Origin of the sequence: Shewanella sp. ECSMB14102, from assembly GCF_000813075.1 — a bacterium.
GTDB lineage: Bacteria > Pseudomonadota > Gammaproteobacteria > Enterobacterales > Shewanellaceae > Shewanella > Shewanella indica.
Window position 1 is genome coordinate 1 of the sequence record NZ_JWGX01000066.1, and the last position, 23,360, is coordinate 23,360.

General features: G+C 51.2%; 24 protein-coding genes and 1 other RNA gene. 15 read left to right on the forward strand and 10 right to left on the reverse strand.

The annotated features are described in order from the left end of the window. Positions 1-98: 98 nt before the first annotated feature. On the reverse strand, positions 99-2,633 hold the full coding sequence (locus RC73_RS18215; protein WP_039035980.1) for a penicillin-binding protein 1A: 2,535 nt from the start codon (positions 2,631-2,633) through the stop codon (positions 99-101). 182 nt (positions 2,634-2,815) lie between these two features. Between RC73_RS18215 and RC73_RS18220 the strand changes: the two genes are divergently transcribed. From RC73_RS18220 to RC73_RS18260, 9 genes are all read left to right on the forward strand, one after another. Continuing rightward, positions 2,816-3,895, forward strand: a complete 1,080-nt coding sequence (locus RC73_RS18220; RefSeq protein WP_039035981.1) for a pilus assembly protein PilM — start codon at positions 2,816-2,818, stop codon at positions 3,893-3,895. Then, on the forward strand, positions 3,883-4,470 hold the full coding sequence (locus tag RC73_RS18225; protein ID WP_039035982.1) for a PilN domain-containing protein: 588 nt from the start codon (positions 3,883-3,885) through the stop codon (positions 4,468-4,470). Before RC73_RS18220 ends, RC73_RS18225 begins: the two co-directional genes overlap by 13 nt. Continuing rightward, positions 4,467-5,087: a type 4a pilus biogenesis protein PilO gene (locus RC73_RS18230; protein WP_039035983.1), complete on the forward strand. Its 621-nt coding sequence runs from the start codon at positions 4,467-4,469 to the stop codon at positions 5,085-5,087. The genes RC73_RS18225 and RC73_RS18230 overlap by 4 nt, the downstream gene beginning before the upstream one ends. Further along, positions 5,084-5,602 carry a pilus assembly protein PilP gene (locus tag RC73_RS18235; RefSeq protein ID WP_039035984.1) on the forward strand — a complete coding sequence of 173 codons (519 nt, stop codon included), beginning with the start codon at positions 5,084-5,086 and terminating at the stop codon, positions 5,600-5,602. Before RC73_RS18230 ends, RC73_RS18235 begins: the two co-directional genes overlap by 4 nt. Positions 5,603-5,671: 69 nt before the next feature. Then, on the forward strand, positions 5,672-7,678 hold the full coding sequence (locus RC73_RS18240) for a type IV pilus secretin PilQ (RefSeq protein WP_373297555.1): 2,007 nt from the start codon (positions 5,672-5,674) through the stop codon (positions 7,676-7,678). A 331-nt stretch (positions 7,679-8,009) separates the two neighbouring features. Beyond that, the gene (gene aroK, locus RC73_RS18245; protein ID WP_025011596.1) at positions 8,010-8,525 is read left to right on the forward strand and encodes a shikimate kinase AroK; all 516 of its coding nucleotides are present in this window, start codon (positions 8,010-8,012) and stop codon (positions 8,523-8,525) included. A gap of 8 nt (positions 8,526-8,533) precedes the next feature. After that, complete coding sequence (aroB, locus tag RC73_RS18250) at positions 8,534-9,610, forward strand: 3-dehydroquinate synthase (protein ID WP_039035986.1); 1,077 nt, start codon at positions 8,534-8,536, stop codon at positions 9,608-9,610. 16 nt (positions 9,611-9,626) lie between these two features. Further along, positions 9,627-11,096: an AAA family ATPase gene (locus tag RC73_RS18255; RefSeq protein ID WP_039035987.1), complete on the forward strand. Its 1,470-nt coding sequence runs from the start codon at positions 9,627-9,629 to the stop codon at positions 11,094-11,096. Positions 11,097-11,144: 48 nt separating this feature from the next. Further along, the gene (locus RC73_RS18260; protein ID WP_039035988.1) at positions 11,145-11,984 is read left to right on the forward strand and encodes a Dam family site-specific DNA-(adenine-N6)-methyltransferase; all 840 of its coding nucleotides are present in this window, start codon (positions 11,145-11,147) and stop codon (positions 11,982-11,984) included. Positions 11,985-12,005: 21 nt separating this feature from the next. Here the strand turns inward: RC73_RS18260 and RC73_RS18265 are convergent, their stop codons facing one another. After that, positions 12,006-12,194: a DUF2970 domain-containing protein gene (locus tag RC73_RS18265; protein ID WP_039035989.1), complete on the reverse strand. Its 189-nt coding sequence runs from the start codon at positions 12,192-12,194 to the stop codon at positions 12,006-12,008. Beyond that, complete coding sequence (locus RC73_RS18270; protein ID WP_039035990.1) at positions 12,195-12,545, reverse strand: hypothetical protein; 351 nt, start codon at positions 12,543-12,545, stop codon at positions 12,195-12,197. 192 nt (positions 12,546-12,737) lie between these two features. Here RC73_RS18270 and rpe point away from each other — a divergent pair, with 192 nt between their 5' ends. The 3 genes from rpe to trpS are packed head-to-tail and all read left to right on the forward strand — an operon-like array spanning position 12,738 to position 15,109. Then, positions 12,738-13,406, forward strand: a complete 669-nt coding sequence (gene rpe, locus RC73_RS18275) for a ribulose-phosphate 3-epimerase (protein ID WP_039035991.1) — start codon at positions 12,738-12,740, stop codon at positions 13,404-13,406. Between the two features lie 3 nt (positions 13,407-13,409). Beyond that, on the forward strand, positions 13,410-14,096 hold the full coding sequence (locus tag RC73_RS18280; protein WP_039035992.1) for a phosphoglycolate phosphatase: 687 nt from the start codon (positions 13,410-13,412) through the stop codon (positions 14,094-14,096). An 8-nt stretch (positions 14,097-14,104) separates the two neighbouring features. Beyond that, on the forward strand, positions 14,105-15,109 hold the full coding sequence (trpS, locus tag RC73_RS18285; protein ID WP_025011602.1) for a tryptophan--tRNA ligase: 1,005 nt from the start codon (positions 14,105-14,107) through the stop codon (positions 15,107-15,109). Positions 15,110-15,166: 57 nt separating this feature from the next. Here trpS and RC73_RS18290 read toward each other — a convergent pair whose 3' ends face one another. Further along, positions 15,167-16,057 (reverse strand): LysR substrate-binding domain-containing protein, encoded by an 891-nt coding sequence (locus RC73_RS18290; RefSeq protein ID WP_039035993.1) that lies wholly within the window; start codon positions 16,055-16,057, stop codon positions 15,167-15,169. 122 nt (positions 16,058-16,179) lie between these two features. On the opposite strand from RC73_RS18290, the gene RC73_RS18295 reads away from it, so the two are divergent. Continuing rightward, the gene (locus RC73_RS18295) at positions 16,180-17,055 is read left to right on the forward strand and encodes a DMT family transporter (RefSeq protein ID WP_039035994.1); all 876 of its coding nucleotides are present in this window, start codon (positions 16,180-16,182) and stop codon (positions 17,053-17,055) included. A 35-nt stretch (positions 17,056-17,090) separates the two neighbouring features. On the opposite strand, the gene RC73_RS18300 is transcribed toward RC73_RS18295, so the two are convergent. The 4 genes from RC73_RS18300 to RC73_RS18315 all read right to left on the reverse strand — a co-directional run bounded on the left by RC73_RS18300 (position 17,091) and on the right by RC73_RS18315 (position 20,511). Then, positions 17,091-17,660, reverse strand: a complete 570-nt coding sequence (locus RC73_RS18300) for a BON domain-containing protein (protein WP_039035995.1) — start codon at positions 17,658-17,660, stop codon at positions 17,091-17,093. Continuing rightward, a complete protein-coding gene (locus tag RC73_RS18305) occupies positions 17,657-18,250 on the reverse strand; it encodes a phosphoheptose isomerase (protein ID WP_039035996.1) in 594 nt (197 codons plus the stop codon). Before RC73_RS18305 ends, RC73_RS18300 begins: the two co-directional genes overlap by 4 nt. A 96-nt stretch (positions 18,251-18,346) precedes the next feature. Continuing rightward, complete coding sequence (locus tag RC73_RS18310; protein ID WP_039035997.1) at positions 18,347-18,673, reverse strand: YraN family protein; 327 nt, start codon at positions 18,671-18,673, stop codon at positions 18,347-18,349. Between the two features lie 8 nt (positions 18,674-18,681). Next, positions 18,682-20,511, reverse strand: a complete 1,830-nt coding sequence (locus tag RC73_RS18315; protein WP_039035998.1) for a penicillin-binding protein activator — start codon at positions 20,509-20,511, stop codon at positions 18,682-18,684. Positions 20,512-20,599: 88 nt separating this feature from the next. Here RC73_RS18315 and rsmI point away from each other — a divergent pair, with 88 nt between their 5' ends. Together rsmI and rnpB are read left to right on the forward strand one after the other, a co-directional pair. Further along, positions 20,600-21,442, forward strand: a complete 843-nt coding sequence (rsmI, locus tag RC73_RS18320; protein WP_039035999.1) for a 16S rRNA (cytidine(1402)-2'-O)-methyltransferase — start codon at positions 20,600-20,602, stop codon at positions 21,440-21,442. 44 nt (positions 21,443-21,486) lie between these two features. Next, an RNA gene (gene rnpB / locus RC73_RS19960) (RNase P RNA component class A) lies at positions 21,487-21,856 on the forward strand. A 724-nt stretch (positions 21,857-22,580) separates the two neighbouring features. On the opposite strand, the gene RC73_RS21510 is transcribed toward rnpB, so the two are convergent. Next, entirely contained in the window at positions 22,581-22,805 is a 225-nt protein-coding gene (locus RC73_RS21510; RefSeq protein WP_039036000.1) for a DUF1496 domain-containing protein, read from the reverse strand. 4 nt (positions 22,806-22,809) lie between these two features. Continuing rightward, positions 22,810-22,950 (reverse strand): DUF1496 domain-containing protein, encoded by a 141-nt coding sequence (locus RC73_RS20240; protein ID WP_082014374.1) that lies wholly within the window; start codon positions 22,948-22,950, stop codon positions 22,810-22,812. Positions 22,951-23,360 lie beyond the last annotated feature (410 nt).

Here is a 23,360-nt window from a genome sequence, read left to right on the forward strand (position 1 = left end):
TCCTTTCAGTGAGATCGTCAAGCGATCTGTCTTAACTGATCGGCATTACGCCAATCGGCGCGTTTTTTAATGTTTAACAGGCGGTGTTAAACAGACAGTTACTGGAACAGCTCTTCCGGCGGTGTTTCGATAAAGATGTCACTGTCATCTTCGGCGCCGGTGGCGTATTCCTTGGGTTCTGTACCCTGAATAAAGTACTCGAAGTCGCTGGTGTAGTCTGTCTTACGCGACAGCTTGCCGCTGTCTAAATCAATACGCACCGAAACGATTCCAGCTGGTGGAATGCTGGGTTCTTCCGGCGTTCCTTCCAGGGCATCGCGCATAAACTCGTTCCAGCCTGGGCCCGCGGTCTTGGCACCGGATTCGGCCCCTGAAATCTGATCTTTGGCGCCGCTGGCATTCCAGGCGGTACGTCCCAGCTCACGGCCATGGTCATCGAAGCCGACCCAGACAGTGGTGGCAAGCTTAGGATTGTAGCCACTGAACCAGGTGTCCCGCGATTCGTTGGTTGTTCCCGTTTTACCGGCTATGTCATGGCGTTTGACCACTCTGGCGGCGCGCCAGGCGGTACCGTTCCAGCCAGTGCCTTTGCTCCAGTTACCGCCACCCCAGATAACACTCTTGAGGGCATCGGTGATTAGGAATGCGGTCTGCTCGCTGATCACCTGCTTGGCGTGACGGGCGCTAGGGCTGTCACAGCTGAAAGGATCTTCCTGAACCAGGGGCTGCAGCGGCTCTTGCATAGTCAAATCGGTTATGGCGTTATCCGCCATATCCTCTTCAGCCTTAAGCGGCGCGTCACAAGCCAGAGCCGGATGAGCCTGTTCAAGGATTTCGCCTTGGGCATTCAGGATCCGTTTGATGAAGTATGGTTCAACCAGATAACCCCCGTTGGCGAAGGTTGAGAAGGCTGTGACCACCTGCAAAGGTGTGGCTGATGGTGAACCCAGCGCCAGAGATTCGTTGTGGTTGAGCTCTTTGGCATCGAAACCAAACTGTACCAGCTTGTCGATGGCGGCATCCAGCCCAACATAGCGTAGGGTTCTTACCGACATCACGTTGATAGACTGTGCCAGCCCCAGACGCAGCCTGGTGGGGCCGCCGTATACGTCGGGTGAGTTCTTGGGACGCCAAGCCGTACCTTGGCTGAGATCCGGTTTGTTGATAGGCGCGTTGTTGATCAGTGTCGCCAGGGTATAGCCTTTCTCCAGCGCTGCGGCATATAGGAAAGGTTTTATGTTGGAGCCCAACTGACGCTTGGCCTGAGTCACCCGGTTGTACTGGCTCTGACTGAAGCTGTAACCACCGACCAGTGCCTGAATTGCACCATCTTTAGGATCTATCGAGACTATGGCGCTGGCAACCTGAGGCACCTGAGCCAGTTGCCAGATATCGCCGTTGTGACGTACCCAAATCTGTTCGCCCACTTTCAGGAATTGTTCGGCTTTCTTCGGTGGTGCGCTTTGGCGTTTGTCACTGATAAATTTGCGGGCCCATTTGAGGCCATCCCAAGGCAGAGTGAGCTTTTCTCCTGAAGCGAGCAGTACTTCAGCTTGTTGTTCTTCTACCTTCAATACGGCAGCAGGCCTGAGCTCTTGAATGGGCATGGTTTTCTTCAGGGTGGCAATCAACTCGCTCTCATCAGGTTGCTTGTCTGTCCAGAGAACCGCTTCCGGGCCTCGATAGCCATGGCGTTCATCATAGGCGTAGACATTGTTGCGCAGTGCCTTTTGGGCTTTTAACTGCAGTGAGGAGTCTATGCTGGTGTAGACATCGTATCCTCCGGTATAGGCTTCCTCTTCACCGTATTTTTGTACCATATAATCCCTGGCCATCTCTGAAATATAGGGGGCATAGAGATCGATTTCGGCACCATGGTATTTGGCGGTAATAGGTTGGGCGCTGGCCTCGTTGTATTCACTCTGGGTGATGTAGCCGACCTCCAGCATACGGTTGAGCACCAGATTACGACGAGTCAAAGCTCGGCTGGGGGAGGTGATAGGGTTGAGTGTTGAGGGCGCTTTCGGCAAGCCGGCGATAACTGCCATTTCAGCAAGCGTCAAGTCTTTGACTTCCTTGCCATAATATACTTGAGCCGCGGCGCCAACCCCGTAGGCCCGCTGTCCAAGATAGATACGGTTGACATAGAGCTCCAGAATTTCATCTTTGGTCAGCAGCTGCTCTATGTGGATAGAGATAAATATCTCTTTGACTTTACGAATAATTGTCTTGTCTCGGGTCAGGAAGAAGTTCCTGGCCACCTGCATGGTAATGGTACTGGCGCCCTGCTTTTTTTCGCCGGTGGCCAACATAACCAGTGCGGCCCGAGCTACCCCTATGGGGTCGACGCCTTTGTGCTCATAAAAACGTGAATCTTCGGTTGCCAGAAAGGCTTGCAGTAATGGTTTGGGCACATCGGCCAATTCCAACGGGATCCTGCGCTTTTCACCGAATTGTGAGATCAGCTTGCCATCACTGGAATAAACCCTCAGTGGTGTTTGCAGTTGCACTGTCTTGAGTGTGGCGACATCCGGGAGTTCGGGCAGGACGTAGAAGTAGGCTCCAACGATAGCTGCAACCCCCAAAAGGGCCAGGCTGAATAGAGCTATGAGTATACGTTTTAACCACTTCACTAGATTATTCCAAAACTTGCTGCGGGCACAATAGTATATAAGGCGTTTTGTGCAGGGTGAAGCAAAAAGGCAGCGTCAAAAAATTAGCCGTTGTAATGTACTCAAACATTTTATACAAAGAGGCGTAACAATTTGAAAATGTGCTACTCTAAAACCTAACAATAACAAAGTGACAAAGGACTATGCTTTCGAATCTATGGAAGCGTCAGGCTCCGCAAATGGTGGGTATTGACATCGGTTCTCACGAGGTCAAGGCAATCCTGCTGGGCAAGACAGGCGATGGTTATAAAATCCAGGCTTACGCCGCAGCTCCTGTTAAAAAAGGAGCCATCAATGATCATGATATTCGGGATCCTGAAGCCGTTATTGAAGCAATGAAACAGCTCAAGAGGCAATTGCCCAAAGCAACTAAATTTGCTTCTGTCGCTGTATCCGGATCAGCCGTAATGACTAAAGTCATCTACATGGATGCCTCTCTGAGTGAGGTGGAAATGGAGGCACAGATTGAGATTGAAGCGGATAACCTTATTCCCTATTCACTTGATGAAGTCAGTATTGATTTTGAAACACTGAGCGTTAACAAGACAGATCCCAGTAAAGTTGATGTTTTGCTCAGTGCTTGCCGAACCGAAAATATCGATGCCAGAATCGATGCGCTGGACAGTGTTGACCTTGAGCCCAAAGTCGTTGATGTAGAAGGTTATGCTTTAGGCCGTTCCCTTGAATTGGTCTTGGGACAGCTGCCGGACGGCGCTGCTGAACAGGTGGTCGCTTTAGTTGATATTGGTGCCAATATGACTACCTTCGCGGTAGTGGAAAAAGGGGAGACGGCCTTTATCCGCGAACAGGCGTTTGGTGGTGAACTCTTCACTCAATCTATATTGTCTTTTTACGGCATGTCTTATGAGCAGGCGGAAAAGGCCAAGATAGAAGGTGATCTACCTCGCAATTATATGTTTGAGGTGTTATCGCCATTCCAAACGCAATTATTGCAACAAATAAAACGCACGCTGCAAATATATTGCACTTCCAGTGGTAAAGATAAAGTCGATCATTTGGTGCTTTGTGGCGGTACCTCCAAATTAGAAGGTATGGCTAATCTTCTGACCAATGAATTAGGTGTTCATACAATAATTGCCGACCCCTTTCAGGGAAGTTTGCATGCAGACGATTCAGTAAAAAATGCCCTGCAACCCCATATCAGTAAATACATGGTGGCCTGCGGCCTGGCGCTGAGGAGTTATGGTCAATGGCGAACATAAATTTATTACCATGGCGCGAAGAAGCCAGGGAAAAACAGAAACGTGACTATATAGGGATTTTGGCTGCTGTTTTTATTGGCGCCGCGTTGTTGGTTTACATGGCACTGAACTTTATCGGTTTGATGACAGAAGATCAGCGGCAGCGAAATGCTTATCTTCAATCAGAAATTAGCTTGTTAGACAAACAGATAGCTGAGATTACCAAGATCAAACAGCGCAAAAAGGATATTGAACGTCGCACCGAGATTATTCTTAACCTGCAACAGGCGCGTAATTTGCCTACCCATGTATTGGATGAGCTGGTACGGGTTATTCCGCCAGGCATCTATCTTTCCAGCATAGAAAAGAAAGGCAGCCTCATCTGGATCGAGGGGCGTAGTGAGTCCAATAACAATGTCGCCAACATGATGCGAAAAATTAAAGCATCAGAGTGGCTTCAGGACCCGAGTATGCAGTCGATAGTTTCTCAGCAGGAAGAACTCAGAGAGCTGCAACGCTTCAGTCTCAAGGTCAGTATCAAGGGAGCAAATCGGCTTGAGGGGACGGCACAGATGGCGAAAGGAGCGGGCAAATGAGTTTCGATTTGAGCCAGTTCAATGACCTGGACATGGAGAATATCGGCGCTTGGCCGACTCAGGTCAAGGCTGTGTTTGCCGGCTTGCTGGCAATTCTGGTGTTCGTTGGTGGCTATTATTTGTTTGTTTCAGATGCCATAGATATCTATCAGTCCGAGCAAGTTAAAGAGCAACAACTGCGTGATGATTTCAAGCAAAAGTATCTTTTGGCCGCTAACCTGAAATTATATCGAGAGCAGTTGGTGCAGATGGAAGCGCAATTTGCCGAATTGCTGAAGATGCTGCCATCTGAAAACGAAATGCCGGGTTTGCTTGATGACTTGACCTATGTGGCTACAGATGCCGGGTTGAAGATTCAGAGTCTGGATTGGGACGCAGAGATCCAGCGGGACTTCTACATTGAATTTCCGATACGTATGGCCGTGACCGGCGATTATCACCAACTGGGTCACATGGTCGGCGGGGTTGCCAAGTTGCCACGGATTGTCAGTCTGCATGATTTTGTGATTAAGCGTGACCCATCAGGCATCTTGGCGATGGAGATCCTTGCCAAGACCTACAGATTTAAAGAAGGAACGGAATTACCGCCGGAGAAGGCTAAGGGGAAAGGTAAATGAAACGACTCATTACCCTGACCGCTGCGGTGCTATTGCTGAGTGGTTGTATTGGTGACAGAGCGGATCTTGAGGACTTTGTTACCAGCACCAAGGCCCAGCCGGTTGCTCCAATCCCGCCGCTGAAAGAGCCGCCTCAGTTTGAGCACTTTGATTATCAGGCCGATATGATGCGTAGCCCCTTTGTACCACCTTCCCGAGAACTGACGGAAGAGGTGATAGACACCACCAAAGACTGCCTGCAACCGGATCTCAAGCGTCGCAAGGGCCGTCTAGAAACCTATGCCCTGGATAATCTCAAGATGCGCGGCACCCTGAGCGAAGACAAGGTGGTTTGGGCCTTGGTGGAGACGACTGATGGCAATGTCTATCGCATGGGCGTCGGTGAGTATTTGGGACTTTATCATGGCCGGATAGCCAAAGTATCAGCACAGTATATCGATATCATTGAATTAGTACCGGACGGTTCCGGCTGCTGGACAGAGCGCAACAGCAGCCTGGAATTGACCGGAGAATAACAAGCGAAGGATGAGGGAATAATGGAATCTTCTGCCGCGAATATCACCCCAAAAAATGCAGCCAAATGGATGCAGTATATCCTGGGCAGCTTGCTCATCCTGGGGCTAAGTCCCTATGCTGATGCTGCCAACAAGCTGGTAGATGTTAAGTACCATGCCATTGTGGATCACCAACTGGAATTGGAGTTGGTGTTTGACAAGCCGATATCTGAGCCGGAAATCAATTTGAATGCCGATCCCGCCAGTATCCAATTGAACTTTAGCGACAGTATTTCTGCGCTGGAAAAAGCACAGATCCCTATTAACACTGCCGGGGTCGAGCAGCTGTCCAGCATGCAGGATGGCGATAAGTTGCAACTGGTTTTGGCACTGAAAAAAGTGAAACCTTATCAAGGTAAGGCCGTGGGGAACGTCTATCGTTTGACTGTCAATGATGAAGTCATGGATCCCCAGAGCAAGGCCAGCAGCCCGTTTGTTAATAGCATAAAAAATATCGACTTCCGCCGCTTGGGGGATAAGGGTGGTGAATTGCTGGTTGAGCTGCGTAATTCATCGGTTGCCGCCAATGTTGAGCAGGTCGGTTCCAGGCTGGAGCTGAAGTTGTACAACACAGATATTCCATCTGACATGCTTTATGTTATGGATGTGCAAGACTTTGCCACCCCGGTGAAGAGCTTTGAGACCTTCAAAGAAGAGCTGACCAGTCGGATTCTGATCGATATCAAGGGCGACTACGAATACAACTACAAACAAGACGGTAATATGTTCACCTTGGCGATGACCGAGGTTGAGCGTGCAGTTCAGATGGAGACGGAGAAGAAATACTCGGGCAAGACCCTATCACTCAACTTCCAGAATATTTCAGTCAGAACCGTGCTGCAGATCATTGCCGATTACAACGACTTCAACCTGGTGACCAGTGATACAGTCGAAGGTAGTATCACCCTGAGATTGGATGACGTACCTTGGGATCAGGCGCTGGATCTTATCCTGCAGACCAAGGGGTTGGATAAGCGAATCGAAGGTAATATTCTGATGGTTGCGCCGGCTGAGGAGCTTGCCATACGTGAAGAAAACCAGCTCAAGAACAAGAAAAAAGTCTCTGAAGAGTTGGCGCCACTTTACTCGGAATATTTGCAGGTGAACTATGCCAAGGCCACCGAGATTGCCAGCTTGTTAAGGGGAGAAGGATCAAGCCTATTGTCCAAACGCGGCACAGTTGCCGTGGACGAAAGAACCAATACTCTGCTGGTTAAAGACACGGCCGATATTCTGGAAAACGTGCACAAGCTGATAGAAGTGCTGGACGTGCCTATTCGTCAGGTGTTGATTGAAAGCCGAATGGTTACGGTTAAGGATGATGTTGCTGAGGATTTGGGTATCCGTTGGGGGATCACAGATCAACAGGGCAATAAAGGCACCTCGGGTAGTCTGGAAGGCGCTCAGGACATTACCAACGGCACCATTCCATCCATAGGCGACCGTCTCAATGTGAACCTGCCGGCGGCTCCTAGCAATGCTGCCAGCATAGCTTTCCATGTTGCCAAACTGGCCGACGGTACTGTCTTGGATTTGGAATTGAGTGCGCTGGAGCAGGAAAACAAGGGTGAAATTATCGCCAGCCCCAGAATTACCACCTCAAATCAGAAAGCCGCTTATATTGAGCAGGGTGTCGAGATCCCTTATGTGGAATCGGCTTCCAGTGGCGCGGCTACAGTACAGTTCAAGAAAGCGGTATTGTCACTGCGGGTAACACCACAAATTACCCCGGATAACCGTGTGATACTGGATTTGGAAATCACTCAGGATTCTCAAGGTAAGATAGTACAGACGCCGCTGGGAGAAGCTGTTTCCATCGATACCCAGCGCATAGGTACCCAAGTGCTGGTGGACAATGGTGAAACCATAGTGCTGGGGGGGATCTATCAGCAGAACTTGATCAGTCGGGTCAGCAAGGTGCCTGTTTTGGGGGATATTCCCCTGGTTGGCTTCCTGTTCCGCAATACTTCGGACAAGAATGAGCGCCAGGAGCTGCTGATCTTCGTAACGCCCAAGATAGTGACTGAGGAAATCTAGGGAAGGTGCGAAAAAGTCCTCGTGGCGTTCTCTTTTGTAGTGCGTCGCTTGCAACGCAATTGGCGTTCACGGCATCTGATTGAAGCCATGAGGGGGTCTGCTTAAGTTTTTTCCAAACCTGTAAAACTTCAACCAAAGCCAGTGCCAGTCGCTGGCTTTGATGTTTGGGCGCGGGGAAATTTGGCTTTAATAGTCGGCATTACTTGCCTTGAATGTCCTTAAGCTGAGATAATCCCCGGTCAAGTCTCATAAGAGCAAGGTAACAAATCCCGTCGATTTGATAGTAAGTCGACATTCGGCAAACTTTTCATAAGATTCAGACGTACAAGAAATGGCTGAAAAACGTAATATTTTTCTGGTAGGCCCTATGGGCGCAGGCAAGAGCACCATAGGTCGTCATCTGGCACAAATGCTGCACTTGGAATTCCACGATTCAGATCAAGAGATTGAAAATCGCACCGGCGCTGACATTGCCTGGGTATTTGACGTTGAAGGCGAAGAAGGTTTCCGTCGCCGCGAGGCTCAGGTGATTTCCGATCTGACCGAGAAACAAGGCATAGTTCTGGCTACTGGTGGTGGCTCAGTTCAAAGCAAAGATATCCGCAACTTCCTCTCTGCCCGCGGTATCGTGGTGTATTTGGAAACCACTATTGATAAACAAGTGGCCCGCACTCAGCGCGACAAGCGTCGCCCCTTGCTGCAGGTCGATAACCCTCGTGAAGTGTTGGAAGCACTGGCAGACGTGCGTAATCCTCTCTATGAGGAAATCGCTGATGTTATCGTCAAGACAGACGAGCAAAGCGCCAAAGTGGTGGCCAATCAAATCATTGAACAATTAGGTTTCTAGGACGCAAGATGCAACAGATCCGGGTTGATTTAGGTGAACGTAGTTATCCTATCTTCATTGGCCAGGGTCTGTTGGCCCAGAGCGATTGCCTGACGGCGAGCATCTTGGGTAAAAAGGTCCTCATTGTCTCCAATGACACAGTAGCTCCCCTGTATCTGCAACCCTTGCAGCGCCTTCTGCTGCCTGCGGCTCAGGTTTTTGCTCATATTTTACCCGACGGTGAGCAATACAAGACACTGGCACAGCTCGATAGCGTTTTTACGGCTTTGCTTGAGCATAACTGCGGTCGTGATGTGGTGCTGGTGGCACTCGGCGGTGGAGTTATTGGTGATATGGTCGGCTTTGCTGCCGCCTGTTATCAGCGGGGGGTGGATTTTATCCAGATCCCCACTACGCTCTTGTCTCAGGTCGACTCATCCGTAGGTGGCAAGACGGCAGTCAATCATCCGCTGGGCAAGAACATGATAGGCGCTTTCTATCAACCGCAACTTGTGTTGATAGATACCCTGTGTCTGAAGACCCTGCCGGCGCGTGAATTTGCTGCCGGTATGGCTGAAGTGATCAAATACGGCATCATTTGGGATGCTGATTTTTTCCTGTGGCTCGAGAACAATGTCGAGTCACTCAAGTCGCAGCAGCCAGAGGCGTTGGCTTATGCCATCCGTCGCTGCTGTGAGATAAAAGCCGAAGTGGTTGCCGAAGATGAGACAGAGCAAGGTGTTCGTGCCCTGTTGAATCTGGGGCATACCTTTGGTCATGCCATCGAGGCCGAAATGGGCTATGGCAATTGGCTTCATGGTGAAGCGGTTGCCGCTGGCACAGTCCTTGCTGCACAAACTGCAAAAGCCATGGAACTGATTGACGAGTCAATTCTCTGTCGCATCAGTGCGCTGCTACAGGCATTCGACTTACCGATAACTGCACCAGAGTCCATGGATTTTGAAAGCTTTATCAAACACATGCGGCGTGACAAAAAAGTTTTGGCTGGGCAAATTCGCTTGGTTTTGCCCACTGATATGGGGCAGGCCGGTATTTTTGCTCAAGTGCCGGAATCCCTACTCGAACAGGTGATCTGCCGCGCTTGAACCTTGATGGGTGACAATGGTGGCAACCGAAGAACTTCTCCTGCCCTCGCAAGAGGCACTGTTACAAAGACTGCAGCATCTGGCCTGTTACGGTCAGCAGCTGGTTTTGTTGCAGGGGCAGGTCGGAGCCGGTAAGACACGGCTGTTGACCGCCTTGGCCAATGTGCTCGATGAGCATAATCTGGCGTTGGTCAGTTGTCCTCAACATGCGGATGCCGCCGAAATAAGGCGCAAGTTGCTGATCCAACTACTGCCCGACCCCCTGTTTGACGACGAACAGCCGCTGGCCGACACCCTGCTGCGTTATCTCGGTGAGATGCGCAAGCCTATCCACATTCTGATCGACGATGCCGACAACATGCCGCTGGTGCTCTGGGCCGAGTGTTTGTTGCTGACTCAGCTGCAAGCCAGAGGTGAACCTATCACGCTGACCTGTTCGGTTTCTCCGGAATTTGCCGAGCAGTTACAGCTGCAATTGCCTAAAGCACAGAAACAGCAGGTATTGCCGGTTAAGCTTGAGCCGCTTTCTCTGGCCGAGCGTGAGGGGCTGTATCAAACTTTGTTGACTCGCAGCGCAGTACACACCTTTACGCCGCGGGCTATAGTGGTTAAGCAGTTGGAGCGGCAGCAGGGCACACCGGCCGAGGTTTTGGCATTGTTGGAGCTGGCATTGAATGGTGAGCCGCCGAGGCCAAGAGTATTCCCGTGGAAGACCTTACTGATGTCGAGCCTTGCTGTGCTGAGTTGTTTGGCATTGCTCTCCTGGTATCTGTTGCGTTCGACCGAGCCTCTGCCCGAGCTGACCAAGTCTGCCTTGGTACTGGAACATAGGACAAGTCCCTTAAGCCAGTTTGCCGAGCGTTGGCTCGATATTGAATCGGAACCGGCCTCGAAAGTTCTCAGCTCGGCTCCTGTATATGTTCGTCTTGAACAACCACGAAGCCAGAGCCTTGTTTCACCAGCGATTGACTCGCAGCAAGACCCGAAATCAGCTCAGAAAACCGTGCCCCAAGCGGATAGTCAGCCGACCCCTGAGTCGGAAACTGGTTCTGAACTGCTCAGCGATGCCAAGGCGGCGCTGGATGTGGAAACCGCTCCTGTTACCCAAAAGCCGCAGGTCAAAGAGGCTGCCTCTATGAATAATGAAGCGCAGGAAATTCAAGCTCAATCTGAGCTTGAACAAGAGCCTAGTGCCGGAGTGCTACCGACACAAGGTTACACCTTGCAATTGGTAAGTCTGAAACGCGAGTCTTCACTGACAGCATTTATGATTAAGCTGAAAAAAGTGAAAAATGTCAGAGTGGCCAAACATAAGGATTGGTGGGTGGTATTGGTAGGGGAATATGCCAGCAAGCAAGAAGCCATCGAAGCCGGTAAGGTATTGCAACTGTCTTTGGACCTGCCTCAACCTTTGATTAAGTCCTGGCAATCACTGCAACACTATCGCTTACAAGCTGGCCTAAGTAACAGTGAAATTTCATCTTAAACCGAGTACAATCCTCACTTTCGTTTTTCCGGGCACCAATCAATTTTAATGAAGAAAAAACAAAGAGCCTTTCTCAAGTGGGCCGGTGGTAAATTTAAACTGGTTGATGCCCTGATTCAGCACTTGCCCAAGGGCGAGCGCCTGGTTGAACCCTTTGTCGGTGCCGGTTCTGTGTTCCTCAACACAGATTACCCCAGTTACCTGCTGTGCGATATCAATCGTGATCTGATCGATCTCTATTCCATCATTCAGACTCGTCCGGAAGCATACATAGGGGCGGCGGCCGAGTTGTTTGTGCCGCAGATGAACGACAAAGAGCAATACTATCTGATCCGAGATAAATTCAACCGTAGTCGCGATCCCTTCGATAGAGCTATCTATTTTCTCTATCTCAATCGTTTTGGTTTTAATGGCTTATGTCGTTACAACCGTAAAGGCTCATTCAATGTGCCCTTCGGTTCCTACAAGAAGCCGTATTTTCCCGAGAAGGAAATACGCGGCTTTGCCGCCAAGGCACAAAATGCCGAGTTTCGCTGTATTGGCTACGAGCAGGCGTTTGCTCTGGCCCAAAGCGGTGATGTGATTTATTGCGATCCGCCATACGCCCCCCTATCGACCACCGCCAGCTTTACTACTTATGTTGGGGCCGGCTTTTCGTTGGATGACCAGGCGCTGCTGGCCAGGCACTCTCGTCATACCGCTATTGAGCGTGGTATTCCAGTGCTTATCAGCAACCATGATATTCCGCTGACCCGTGAGCTGTACCATGGTTCAAGAATGGAAACGATTCAGGTACAGCGAAATATCAGCCAGAAGGGCAGCAGCAGAACCAAGGTGAATGAGCTGATGGCTTTGTACGACGAAACCTATCACAACGAGAACGACTGAAAGTCATCTTTGCCAAAGTAATCAGGCGAGTACTTGATTTACCAGCAGCAATAGTCCAACCACCAAGAGTGCTGCCAGCAACACGGCTGTGATGATATAAGGGAGAGGTGAGGAATTGGCGCTGAAGTCCCTGGCACGATTGGACTCACTCTGCACGCCGAAGAAGGCCGCCAGCGTACTGTAAAGGTAACGCCAGTAGCGGCCAAACATTTAAAAACCGTTGTTGGAATTTGCCGGGGCGATATCGTCAACCGGTTTGCGTTGATGGCCGTGCAGTAACTCCAGTAAGTCGACAAAATGGAACTGGCCCGAACGACTCTTGCCGCTGAACCAGCCCCCCCAGCTCAAGTCATCTTCCTGAGTCGCACAGCGATTATTGGGATGGCTGGAAGGCAGATTGGGATTGTAGTCGTGTTCCTGGCTGTAGCTGCAGGCCAGATTGTTCGCGGAAGAACCCAGGCTTTGGAAGCCAACAGCAGTCGCTCCCACCACGCCAGCGGCGGCAGCGAGTATGACTGCTGACTTGATGCTGTGTGTGAAAACCTGCGGTTTCTGGTTCATCCTGTTCCATCCCCAAATGTGACGTTGGTCGATTATAACAAAGCCGTTGATAAATTGAACAGCTTTTTACCAAGTAACAACCTTATTCCAACTTATGATGCTTTTCAACGGCAGAAATGGGCGCCAGGCTATAGAGCCCGAGCGCCTTGGCGGGTAAAATAGGCGACTTCTTAAACATCCTGTGAGATTGCTATGCGCCCATATCTTATTGCTCCTTCCATTCTGTCTGCCGATTTCGCCCGCCTGGGTGATGATGTTAAAGCCGTATTGGATGCGGGGGCCGACGTGGTTCACTTCGATGTGATGGACAACCATTATGTACCTAACCTGACCATAGGCCCCATGGTCTGCAAAGCTTTGCGTGACTATGGTATTACCGCCGAAATCGATGTGCACCTGATGGTGAAGCCGGTCGACCGCATAGTGCCTGATTTTGCCAAGGCGGGGGCTTCTATTATCACTTTCCATCCGGAAGCCAGCGAGCATGTGGACCGCACAGTGCAACTCATCCGTGACCACGGCTGTAAGGCCGGCTTGGTATTCAACCCTGCCACGCCATTGCACTACCTGGACTATGTGATGGATAAGCTGGATGTGATTTTGTTGATGTCGGTTAACCCTGGGTTTGGTGGTCAGTCATTTATTCCATCGACACTGGATAAACTGGCCGAAGTACGCCGCCGTATCGATGAGAGTGGCCGCGATATCCGCCTGGAGGTCGACGGGGGCGTTAAGGTGGACAATATAGCCGAAATTGCCGCCGCCGGTGCCGACATGTTTGTTGCCGGTTCAGCCATCTTTAGCCAGCCTGACTATAAGGCGGTTATCGACCAAATGCGCAGTGAACTGGCGGGAGTGTAAGTTATGATCGCAAGCAGTATCAGCGCGATCGCCTTTGATCTGGATGGCACTCTGGTTGACAGTGTGCCGGACTTGGCCGCCGCGACCCAAGCGACGCTTGCCGATCTGGGGCTTAGAAGTTGCACTGAAGATCAGGTACGCAGCTGGGTTGGCAACGGCACAGAGATGTTGATGCGCCGCGCGCTGACCTTTAGCCTGGGGGCTGAACCGGATGCCTCTGTCATGGCCGATGCCATGCCGGTATTTATGAAGCATTATGAAGCTTGCCTTGAGCGTTACAGCAAGCTGTATCCCGGGGTTGAGTCTGTGCTCAGAACCCTGCAGCAAAGAGGTTTTAAGTTGGCGGTGGTCACCAACAAGCCTTATCGCTTTACTATCCCTTTATTGCAGGCTTTTGGTATTGAGTTATTTTTCAGTGAAATTCTCGGCGGCGATTCTCTCACTAAGATGAAACCGGATCCCTTGCCGCTGACTCATCTGCTGGAGAAATGGCAGTTGCAGCCTCAGCAGATGTTGATGGTGGGTGATTCCCGTAACGACGTTCTGGCGGCGAAAGCTGCAGGTATTGCCTCAATCGGCTTGACCTATGGCTACAACTACGGTGAAGATATTGGGCTTTGCGGCCCAGATGCCGTATGCGATCATTTTGAGCAAATTTTGGCGCATTTGCCGCCACAGCAATCGGAGTAATGAAATTCATGAGCAGTCCCAAACCCATAGTATTGAGCGGTGCCCAGCCCTCAGGCGAGTTGACCATAGGTAACTACATGGGTGCCCTGCGTCAGTGGGTGGCCATGCAGGACAGCCATGATTGCCTCTATTGTGTGGTGGATTTGCATGCCATCACTGTGCGTCAGGATCCCAATGCCTTGCGTGAAGCTTGCCTGGACACATTGGCGCTGTACCTTGCTTGTGGTGTTGATCCCAAGAAGAGTACAGTATTCATTCAGTCACAGGTGCCGCAGCACACTCAACTGGGGTGGGTACTGAACTGTTATACCCAGATGGGTGAGCTGAGCCGCATGACTCAGTTTAAGGATAAGTCGCAAAAGCACGCCAACAATATCAACGTCGGGTTGTTTGGTTATCCTGTGCTGATGGCGGCCGATATCCTGCTGTACCAGGCCAATGAGATCCCTGTCGGTCAGGATCAGAAACAGCATCTGGAGTTGACCCGGGACATCGCCACCCGTTTCAACAACGCCTATGGTGACACCTTCACAGTGCCAGAGCCTTTTATCCCTGAGCTGGGTGCCAAGGTGATGTCGTTGCAGGATCCCACCAAGAAGATGTCCAAGTCAGATGACAACCGCAACAATGTCATCGGCCTGCTGGAAGATCCCAAGGCGGTGATGAAAAAGCTGAAAAAGGCGATGACCGACAGTGACGAGCCACCTGTGGTGCGTTTCGACATAGACAACAAGCCTGGGGTGTCCAACCTGCTGAGCCTGATGTCCGGGGTGACAGGCCAGAGCATAGCCGAACTGGAAGCCGAGTTTGAAGGCAAGATGTATGGCCATTTGAAAGTGGCTGCCGGTGAAGCCGTGGTTGGTATGTTGGAGCCGCTGCAACAACGCTTCCGTGAGTTTCGCGAAGACAGGGCCTTCCTGGAGTCTGTGATGAAGCAGGGCGCCGAAAAGGCCCAGGCCCGCGCCGAAGTCACAGTGAAGAAAGTCTATGAGAAGATAGGCTTGCTGGTGTAATTCCGCCAATCTTGAGAGCCGACCTACAAGGTCGGCTTTTTTGTGGCTGCGTGCGAATTACTGTGGTTGTGGCTGGCTTGCCATCAACATCAGCCAATCGGCAAACGCTGCTATCGCCGGTTCTCTGAGGCGCCGCTCTTTACAGCAAAAAGTGAATTCAAATCCTGTGTGCACATCCGGCAGTTCAGCTTCTATCAAACGGCCGCTGGCAATATCATCCTCCACCATAAAGTCTGACGCCAGTGCTATGCCTTGACCGGCAATAGCTGCTTCTATGGCCATTAACACATGGCTGAAAATATGCTGCCTGTGATTGGGGGTCAGAGTGACACAGTTGGCCTCGGCCCAGCGGTTCCAGTCCAGTCCCAGTGGCCCTTCATCCACGGTCAACAGTGGATACTGCTGCAGACTCTGAATCGTTATTTGTCCGGCTCTGGGGGGTAATTGCGGGCTACAAACTGGAATAAGCCGTTCCTTGTGTAGCACAGTCTGCCAGTATCCCCGTCGTTTGAGACCACCGCTGATAAAGAGATCGGCTACACTGTCGCTGAGCTCGGGATCTTGGGCCACCATCTCCAACCTTATCTGTACCTCGGGGTGACGGCGGCGAAAGTCGCTGAGTCTGGGGATCAACCATTTGACCGCAAAAGAGCTGTAAACTGCCAGTTTCAGCTCACGATTGGGCTCGCCGAACAAACGGCCAAGGTCAGCCAGTTCGTTAAATATTCGCTCCAATTCGCCATAGAGGATCTCCCCCTTGGGTGACAGTTTAAGGCTGCGCCCCTGGCGCAGAAACAGAGGCTCGTCAAAGTGTTCCTCCAATATCCTGACCTGATGGGATACGGCGCTCTGGGTGATACAAAGCTCTTCGGCGGCGCGGGAAAAATGGCTCTGGCGTGCTGCCGCTTCGAACACCTGCAGCGCTCTCAAAGGGGGAAGTTTTCGCATTGGCGACTCTGTTTTGATATTTAGTATGAATTTAATTCATTTATAGGTAAAAAACATCATTTCAATTTGGTTTTTAACCCGGATATGATGCCGCCGATTGAGAGTCGTTCAGGGTAACCAAGATGCAGAGAACCGTAGCTATCGGTTTGATTTTATTGACCGTAGGAAATCTCTTTAGCGCATTTTATGATGTGTCGGTCAAATGGTTACCGGATGATGCCAATGCGGCGACCTTTCTGCTGGTGCGCCAGATAACGGCGGTACTCATGTTGTTGCCTTTGTGGATCAAGGCCGGTCGTCCGGGCACCTCTCATTTTAAGCTCCACCTTTGGCGTGCCAACACAGGAGCTGTTGGCGCGCTCTTTTTGATTATTGGCCTGATGGCGCTGCCCTTGGCGACTGTCAGCTCGCTATTCTATTCGGCCCCCCTGATGATCATGGTGCTCGGCGCTGTATTTCTGAAGGAACAGATCACGCCGCTGCAGTGGGGAGTTGCCGCACTGGGATTTGTCGGTATCTTGTTGATCCTAAAGCCTAGTGAACTGGAACTTGCCGGTATCGCCGTGTTGGTTTCTGCCTTTACCTTCTCCTTGAACCAGATGAGTTTGCGAAAGCTGCCCGGTACCGAAGCCGCCAGTTTGACTTTGCTCTGTTACAACTTGCTGAGTCTGCCGCTGACTCTGCTGGTGGCATTGTCGCAGCAACTGGCCGGGCTCAGTTGGCAACTGCTCGGGGTGGCGTTGTTATCCAATGCTTTCCTGCTGGCGTATCACTGGTTCTGTGTTCTGGCTTATCGCAGGGCCAAGGCCAGTGAAATTGCCGTGGCTGAATACAGCGGACTGATCTTTATTGTCTTCCTGGGTTGGCTGCTGTTCGATGAGTGGCTGGATACCCTGAGTTGGATTGGGGCTGCGTTGGTGGTGCTGCCAACCTTGTGCCTGCCCGCCATCGCCAAGCTGATGAAAACCCGTGAACTGAAAGCACAAGAGCCGGTATAACCGGCTCTTGTTTGCATAGACGAGGGATTTGGCTGTTAAGGGGTGACGTAGTCGAACACCTTGATCACCTTACGTACCCCTGCGGTATTGCGGGCGATTTCCACTGCCAGATCGGCTTGCTCTCGCTCGACTAAACCCAGCAGAAAGACTTCACCATTCTCAGTGATCACCTTGATCTTGGTGACATCCAGATTCTTGTCGTTGAGCATCCGTCCCTTGACCTTGGTGGTGATCCAGGTGTCGTTGCTGCGGGTGGTAAAGGATGTCGGGTTACCAATACGGATCTGATTGTGGATCTTGCCACCCAACTGTAGTTCTTTGACCAGCCGAATCGCCTTGTCTCTAAGCATGGAGTTGGGCGCCTGACCTATCATCAGTACATTGCCGTTCATACTGACGCCGGTGATATTGGTTTGATTCTTCAGATCCTCTTCCGCGCCCAACGCGCTGGAGATACTAAAATCGGCATTGGTATCATCCAACTGGGTCTTGAGCGAGCGCTCATCGTTGACCACCATGGCGCCGCCGACTGCACCCACCATTACGGCTCCGGCACAGCCGGTCAAACTGGTAAGCAGTAGACACAGGGGCAGCAGACGTCTCATTGATGCTCGTCCTGCGGGAACAGGGTACGGTCAATGTTGTCACACAGGCAGTGGATAACCAGCAGGTGTACTTCCTGAATACGCGCCGTGACGTTGGAGGGGACGCGGATCTCCACATCATTGGTGCTCAGCAATCCGGCCATGGCACCGCCATCTTTACCCGTGAGCGCAACTATGGTCATATCCCGGCTCAGTGCAGCTTCCATCGCTTTAATGACGTTGCCCGAATTGCCGCTGGTGGAAATGGCCAGCAGTATGTCACCGGGTTGGCCCAGTGCCAGGATCTGCTTGGAAAACACTTCGTCATAGCTGTAATCGTTGGCGATGGCTGTCAGGGTTGAGGTGTCTGTTGTCAGAGCTATGGCCGGCAGCGGTGGACGCTCCACTTCGTAGCGGTTCAGCAGCTCGGCGGAAAAGTGTTGGGCATCACCGGCACTGCCGCCGTTACCGCAGGCAAGGATCTTATTGCCACCCAACAGACATTGCACCATCATTTCTGCGGCCTTGGAGATGGACTCAGGCAGCGCCTCTGCGGCGTCAATCTTGGTCTGAATCGACTCGGTGAAGCTGTCTTTGATACGTTCTAACATGGATAAGTCCTTCACTATCAAGTGTTGCTATCATGCCATAGGCCGGTGGCTTTTTTCAGGCATAAAAGTGTAAATTTGTTTTGGATTAAGCGTTTACTAAAAAGCGTCTTGCAGCCATTTCACCTTGCCGCCATCAATGGCCAGTAGATCGAAGCGACATGGAGCATTGATCCTGTGTTGCTGCAGATACTGACTGGCGGCCTTGCGAAGCCTGGCAATTTGGGCCTGGCTCAATGACTGCAAAGCGCCACCGAATCGGCTGGGTGAGCGGTATTTTACCTCAACAAACACCCATTGGCTGCCCTGTTTCATCACCAAGTCCAGTTCGCCGAAACTGTAGCGCACATTCTGTTCGACAAAGGTCAGACCCTGTTGTTCCAGATACTGGCGAGCCAGACGCTCGCCTTCCTGTCCCAGATCCATATGCCGGCTTACAGTGGCCGTAAAACGCCGCGTTGGTATTTGGCCCAGCTGAGCTGACGATCAATCACCCCATCCGGGCTCACCGTCAACTGGCCGCTGCGGCCATTGTACTGATATCCGGGGAAGGCATGCATCTGGGCCAGACGATTGACCAGTTGCAGGGCATCATAGCCCATCACATACAGGCGTTTTTGGGCGTTACCCCAGGTGGGCCACAACTTGTTGACCACCTCGGTTTCTTCACTGGCCTGCAGTAACCAGGGGATATCACTGATGGTGATATTGTTCAGTTCAATCGCGGTTTGCTTGGCATTGTCTTCCTGACGGGCGCGGCTGCTGGTATACAGCGGCACCTGCTCGGCAAAGACACTGAAATTGACATCGATAAAGGGTTTCAGCAGCGGTAAGTCCTGAATCCCCGAGATCATATAGATGGCATCGATATCGGTACGGGAGCGGAAGTCGGCCTTCACCTTGCTGCCGAGCAGTGCCTTAATGGCTTGGATCCGCGCCTTGCTGTCCGTTACGCCGAGGGCGCTTTCCACGGTTTCGCGCATCTTGTCGCCGTTGTCATAGAAGTGGACTTCGGCATCACTGTCGGTCAGTTCCATCCAGGTTTGCTTAAAGCTCTGGGCCATACGTTGGCCTACGGCATCATTGCTGGCAAGCAGCAGTGGCACCTGTATACCATCCTGATACATGCGTCTGGCGGCATCGCTGGCTTCCTGAGTGGGAGACAGGGCAAAGTAGTACTTATTTTGTTGCGGTTGCAGCTTATCTATTTGGTTGAGAAACAGTTGTGGCGGCGTACTTGCCCCGGCAGCTTGCTGGGCCGCCATCACTTGTTCCACTTCGTTTTGCAGCAGTGGGCCAATCACAAATTCGGCGCCGCTCTGCAGCGCTTGCTGATAGGCCTTATCGGCACCTTGGGCTGTGTCGAAGAAATTGAGGCTGACATTGCTGTCCGGTTCACTCAGATAACTGGCCAGTATGCCCTGACGCACTGTGTTGGCGACCCCGGCTCTTGGGCCCGAAAGTGGCAGCAGCACGGCGATATTGCTCGGTCTGTAAGGCTTGGCGCTGAGCGCCAGTTGCAGATCCGAAGGCAACTGCACCGCGGCGGGATGATAAGGATTACGTTTCTGCCAGTCACTCAACTGGCGGATCAGGCTTGAGGGATCCACCGCGTAGTGCTTGGCCAGATAAGCCAGCTGTAGCCAACCAGTAAATACGGCATCGCTCTCTTGAGCGGCAAAACTCTGCAGGGTTTCTTCCTGCAGTGGCTTGAGCAATTGCCAGATCTGGTCGTTAACCTCGCCGGTTGCCTTTACCGGCAGATACTGACTCAGCTGACTCAACTCACGCACTTGCTCCACGGGTTGTTGGTTGGCAGCAAACAGCCGGGCACGGGCCTGGTGATAACTGGCCCACTGCCAATCGGGTAGCTGCCAATTACCGGGATAATTCAAGGTATTCAGCGCTTCGGCACTCTTGCCGGTCAGCTCCTGCAGGCGAGCGCTGAGAAAACGATGCTCGGCCTGGATTTCATCCACCGGGCTCAGCCCGGCCTGCATTGAACGCAGAATATCTGCAGCGGCATCTGTATCCCCTTGCTTGAGGTAAGCATTGGCGGCCAACAACAGATAACGCTCGCGGTTTTCCTTGCTGGGCGCCTTGGCGGCAAATGCCAAATACTCGGCCGGGGCTTGCGGGGCACTGACCAGGGAAACGACGGCCAGCTGCTCTTTGTCTGCCGACGGCGTGCTGCCACAGCCCCACAGGCTGGCAAGCAGAATCACAGCAGAAATGTATTTAACTCTATTCAGGCTTTTTAACACAGGGCTTCACTCTGGTAAGATGCTGGCTCTAGTTTAACCTTCTATTGTGCCTGACGAAAGTCTCGGCACTTTCATCTCCGAGGTAGTTATGGACCTGTCGGTCGCGCTGTATATAGTTCCCACTCCCATAGGCAACCTGGGGGACTTGAGCCCCAGGGCTCTGGAAGTACTGAATCGGGTGGCTTTGATCGCCTGTGAAGACACTCGCCACAGCGGTAAATTGCTGAGCCACTTTGGCATAGATACCCGCACGACAGCGCTGCATGACCACAATGAACGTGCCCGGGCGCAGTGGATTGTTGAACGCCTCGGCGAAGGTGAAGCCATAGCGCTGATCAGCGATGCCGGCACGCCGCTGATTTCCGATCCCGGCTATCACCTGGTATCCCATGTGCGCGCCGCCGGTTATCCGGTGATCCCGCTGCCCGGCCCTTGCGCCGCCATTGCCGCGCTGTCGGCATCTGGCTTGCCCTCGGATCGCTTCTCGTTTGAAGGCTTTTTACCGGCCAAAGACAAAGGGCGTCAGGATAAACTGCTGGCGCTTAGAGAAGACCCGCGCACCCTGATTTTCTATGAGTCACCCCACAGAATTTTGCCCAGCCTCAAGTCGCTGGTGGAGGTCCTGGGGCCGGATAGGCAGATGGTGATGGCGCGGGAACTGACCAAGACCTTTGAAACCTTCCTCTGCGGTACCACGGCCGAAGTGCTGGCGCAGGTAGAAGCCGATGCCAACCAGCAGCGCGGTGAAATTGTGCTTATGCTGCACGGTTTTGTCAGTGAAGAAGCCGACGAAACGCCCGCCGCGGCGCTGGATACCCTCAAACTACTCTGTGATGAATTACCGCTGAAGAAGGCGGCCGCCATCGCGGCACAGATCCATGGGTTGAAGAAAAACGCTCTCTATAAAAAAGGGCTGGAGCTGGGCTGGTAAGGAAATGCCTTGGTGTGAAGCCCGCTATGGGCTATAATCCGCGCCGAGTTGGCCGGGCAGTCGCTGCGTTCGCAAGAACGGGGAGGAAAGTCCGGGCTCCATAGAGCAGGGTGCCAGATAACGTCTGGGCGGCGTGAGCCGACGACCAGTGCAACAGAGAGTAGACCGCCTGCCTTCGGGCCGGTAAGGGTGAAAGGGTGCGGTAAGAGCGCACCGCGCGGCTGGTAACAGTTCGCGGCACGGTAAACTCCACCCGGAGCAAGATCAAATAGGGTTCCACTATTCTTCGGAATTAATGCGTGGCTCGCGTTGGAACCGGGTAGATTGCTTGAGCCTGTGAGCGATTGCAGGCCTAGAGGAATGACTGCCGCTCCTTCGGGAGAACAGGACCCGGCTTATAGGCCAACTCACCTATTCTGTAAGTGGATGTTCTGTATGGTGTTTTTAGCTTTGTTATCAATTTTTGCTACAAAGTGTGGTACATCATGCAGTACATCCAGTTACGCAAAACTACCTATCATTTCGCTATAAAATCCCCCTGAGATTTCGTGCGTATCATCCTTGCGGTGAGATTCGTCGTTCCCTAAAGACAGATTGCTACAGTGTGGCTGTGGCATTGGTTGCCGCAAAATTTCCTGTCAGATCAACTCGCGACTAATACAAATAAGTGTCGCTAGAGCCAACAACTCATACAGAATTAAATCCACCATTCAAAATAAAATTACCCTTTATAAACACTTCCACAATTATTACAGGAAACATAAACCTCATTTACCTCAACACCAATTATTGACCAAGAAATAATGTTTGTCGCTTCCAAAATAAGGTTTTTCGGAGTACGTAAAACCCTAATTGAGTTAGAACCACACTTTGGACATCTAGCTTTGATTGGGTTTTTCTTCATAATATAGGTGCCCACCATCAATATAGATGTCCGCCATAGAAAGTCCATGACGGACCGTAAATTAAACCATCTCGACGTCAATGGTTGGTAGCATTGGTAGCAATGTTGTTCGTGTACCAAATAAATTAGCTAGCCAATGGAACCCGCCTGACACATTTTTAATTTCATGTATAGTTAATTCGTGCATAACGTATTCCTTGTGTTGGAATTAAGAAGCATATTTAATACTATGTGCTAAATCTTGCTCCAAATAAGCTGGTCATTAGCCTTGCTTTTAACACATGCCATTACCTGCTCTAGCTGCTTAAGCCTAGAGCCTAGTGAGTACTCTTTCGATTCATAGTAACAATACTTCGTTTCATCTACTTTTTTATGGCTAACACTAGCAGACTTTAATGTCTCACAGTCACCTGCAAATGTAGATATAGGCATTAGAGCCAATATTAATAATACTTTCATGAGCTTAACCCCATAAGCCGTCTGATTGACATGTTAACACTTCTCCAGCCTGTTCTAACTTTGAACCGGTACTATACTCTTGACCAGCATATAAACAATTACCACCATTCACTTGTTCAATCTCATTGACAGTTAATTCTTTCATAATGCATTCCTTACATTAAACTACTAAGTTGTGTTTGCTTGATGGGCTCATCAAGCGCCCTTTCAAAGGCATGGTCGGCCGCAAAACCTTGACTGTGCCTTTGACTTAAGCAGCTTTCCATTGAAGTTAACCCAAACTGCCTAAGTACCAAGTTACGCTCCTTGCTGCTGTATAGATTCGGGTGTATGAAGTTGTCCTATGTGCATCACCAATACCCTATCTGTCTGTTTAATAGTTTTAGGGCGGTGTGCAATGATGATCCTGGTCATGGCAAGTTGATTTATTTGCTCGCGTATTCATTCATAGTGGCCACAGAATATTCGTGTTAGAAAAAGCTGTTGATATGTTCATGTGATAAACTGGTAGTGTTCATAAATCTGTGTCATTTGAGTAATATACACCCAAAAGGA

What these genes read in the sequence shown, in the direction of transcription:
- RC73_RS18220 (WP_039035981.1), top strand. Translation starts at nt 2,816, where the DNA reads ATGCTTTCGAATCTATGGAAGCGTCAGGCTCCGCAAATGGTGGGTATT.
- RC73_RS18225 (WP_039035982.1), top strand. Translation starts at nt 3,883, where the DNA reads ATGGCGAACATAAATTTATTACCATGGCGCGAAGAAGCCAGGGAAAAA.
- RC73_RS18230 (WP_039035983.1), top strand. Translation starts at nt 4,467, where the DNA reads ATGAGTTTCGATTTGAGCCAGTTCAATGACCTGGACATGGAGAATATC.
- RC73_RS18235 (WP_039035984.1), top strand. Translation starts at nt 5,084, where the DNA reads ATGAAACGACTCATTACCCTGACCGCTGCGGTGCTATTGCTGAGTGGT.
- RC73_RS18240 (WP_373297555.1), top strand. Translation starts at nt 5,672, where the DNA reads ATGCAGTATATCCTGGGCAGCTTGCTCATCCTGGGGCTAAGTCCCTAT.
- aroK (WP_025011596.1), top strand. Translation starts at nt 8,010, where the DNA reads ATGGCTGAAAAACGTAATATTTTTCTGGTAGGCCCTATGGGCGCAGGC.
- aroB (WP_039035986.1), top strand. Translation starts at nt 8,534, where the DNA reads ATGCAACAGATCCGGGTTGATTTAGGTGAACGTAGTTATCCTATCTTC.
- RC73_RS18255 (WP_039035987.1), top strand. Translation starts at nt 9,627, where the DNA reads ATGGTGGCAACCGAAGAACTTCTCCTGCCCTCGCAAGAGGCACTGTTA.
- RC73_RS18260 (WP_039035988.1), top strand. Translation starts at nt 11,145, where the DNA reads ATGAAGAAAAAACAAAGAGCCTTTCTCAAGTGGGCCGGTGGTAAATTT.
- RC73_RS18265 (WP_039035989.1), bottom strand. Translation starts at nt 12,194, where the DNA reads ATGTTTGGCCGCTACTGGCGTTACCTTTACAGTACGCTGGCGGCCTTC.
- RC73_RS18270 (WP_039035990.1), bottom strand. Translation starts at nt 12,545, where the DNA reads ATGAACCAGAAACCGCAGGTTTTCACACACAGCATCAAGTCAGCAGTC.
- rpe (WP_039035991.1), top strand. Translation starts at nt 12,738, where the DNA reads ATGCGCCCATATCTTATTGCTCCTTCCATTCTGTCTGCCGATTTCGCC.
- RC73_RS18280 (WP_039035992.1), top strand. Translation starts at nt 13,410, where the DNA reads ATGATCGCAAGCAGTATCAGCGCGATCGCCTTTGATCTGGATGGCACT.
- trpS (WP_025011602.1), top strand. Translation starts at nt 14,105, where the DNA reads ATGAGCAGTCCCAAACCCATAGTATTGAGCGGTGCCCAGCCCTCAGGC.
- RC73_RS18290 (WP_039035993.1), bottom strand. Translation starts at nt 16,057, where the DNA reads ATGCGAAAACTTCCCCCTTTGAGAGCGCTGCAGGTGTTCGAAGCGGCA.
- RC73_RS18295 (WP_039035994.1), top strand. Translation starts at nt 16,180, where the DNA reads ATGCAGAGAACCGTAGCTATCGGTTTGATTTTATTGACCGTAGGAAAT.
- RC73_RS18300 (WP_039035995.1), bottom strand. Translation starts at nt 17,660, where the DNA reads ATGAGACGTCTGCTGCCCCTGTGTCTACTGCTTACCAGTTTGACCGGC.
- RC73_RS18305 (WP_039035996.1), bottom strand. Translation starts at nt 18,250, where the DNA reads ATGTTAGAACGTATCAAAGACAGCTTCACCGAGTCGATTCAGACCAAG.
- RC73_RS18310 (WP_039035997.1), bottom strand. Translation starts at nt 18,673, where the DNA reads ATGGATCTGGGACAGGAAGGCGAGCGTCTGGCTCGCCAGTATCTGGAA.
- rsmI (WP_039035999.1), top strand. Translation starts at nt 20,600, where the DNA reads ATGGACCTGTCGGTCGCGCTGTATATAGTTCCCACTCCCATAGGCAAC.
- RC73_RS21510 (WP_039036000.1), bottom strand. Translation starts at nt 22,805, where the DNA reads ATGAAAGTATTATTAATATTGGCTCTAATGCCTATATCTACATTTGCA.
- RC73_RS20240 (WP_082014374.1), bottom strand. Translation starts at nt 22,950, where the DNA reads ATGAAAGAATTAACTGTCAATGAGATTGAACAAGTGAATGGTGGTAAT.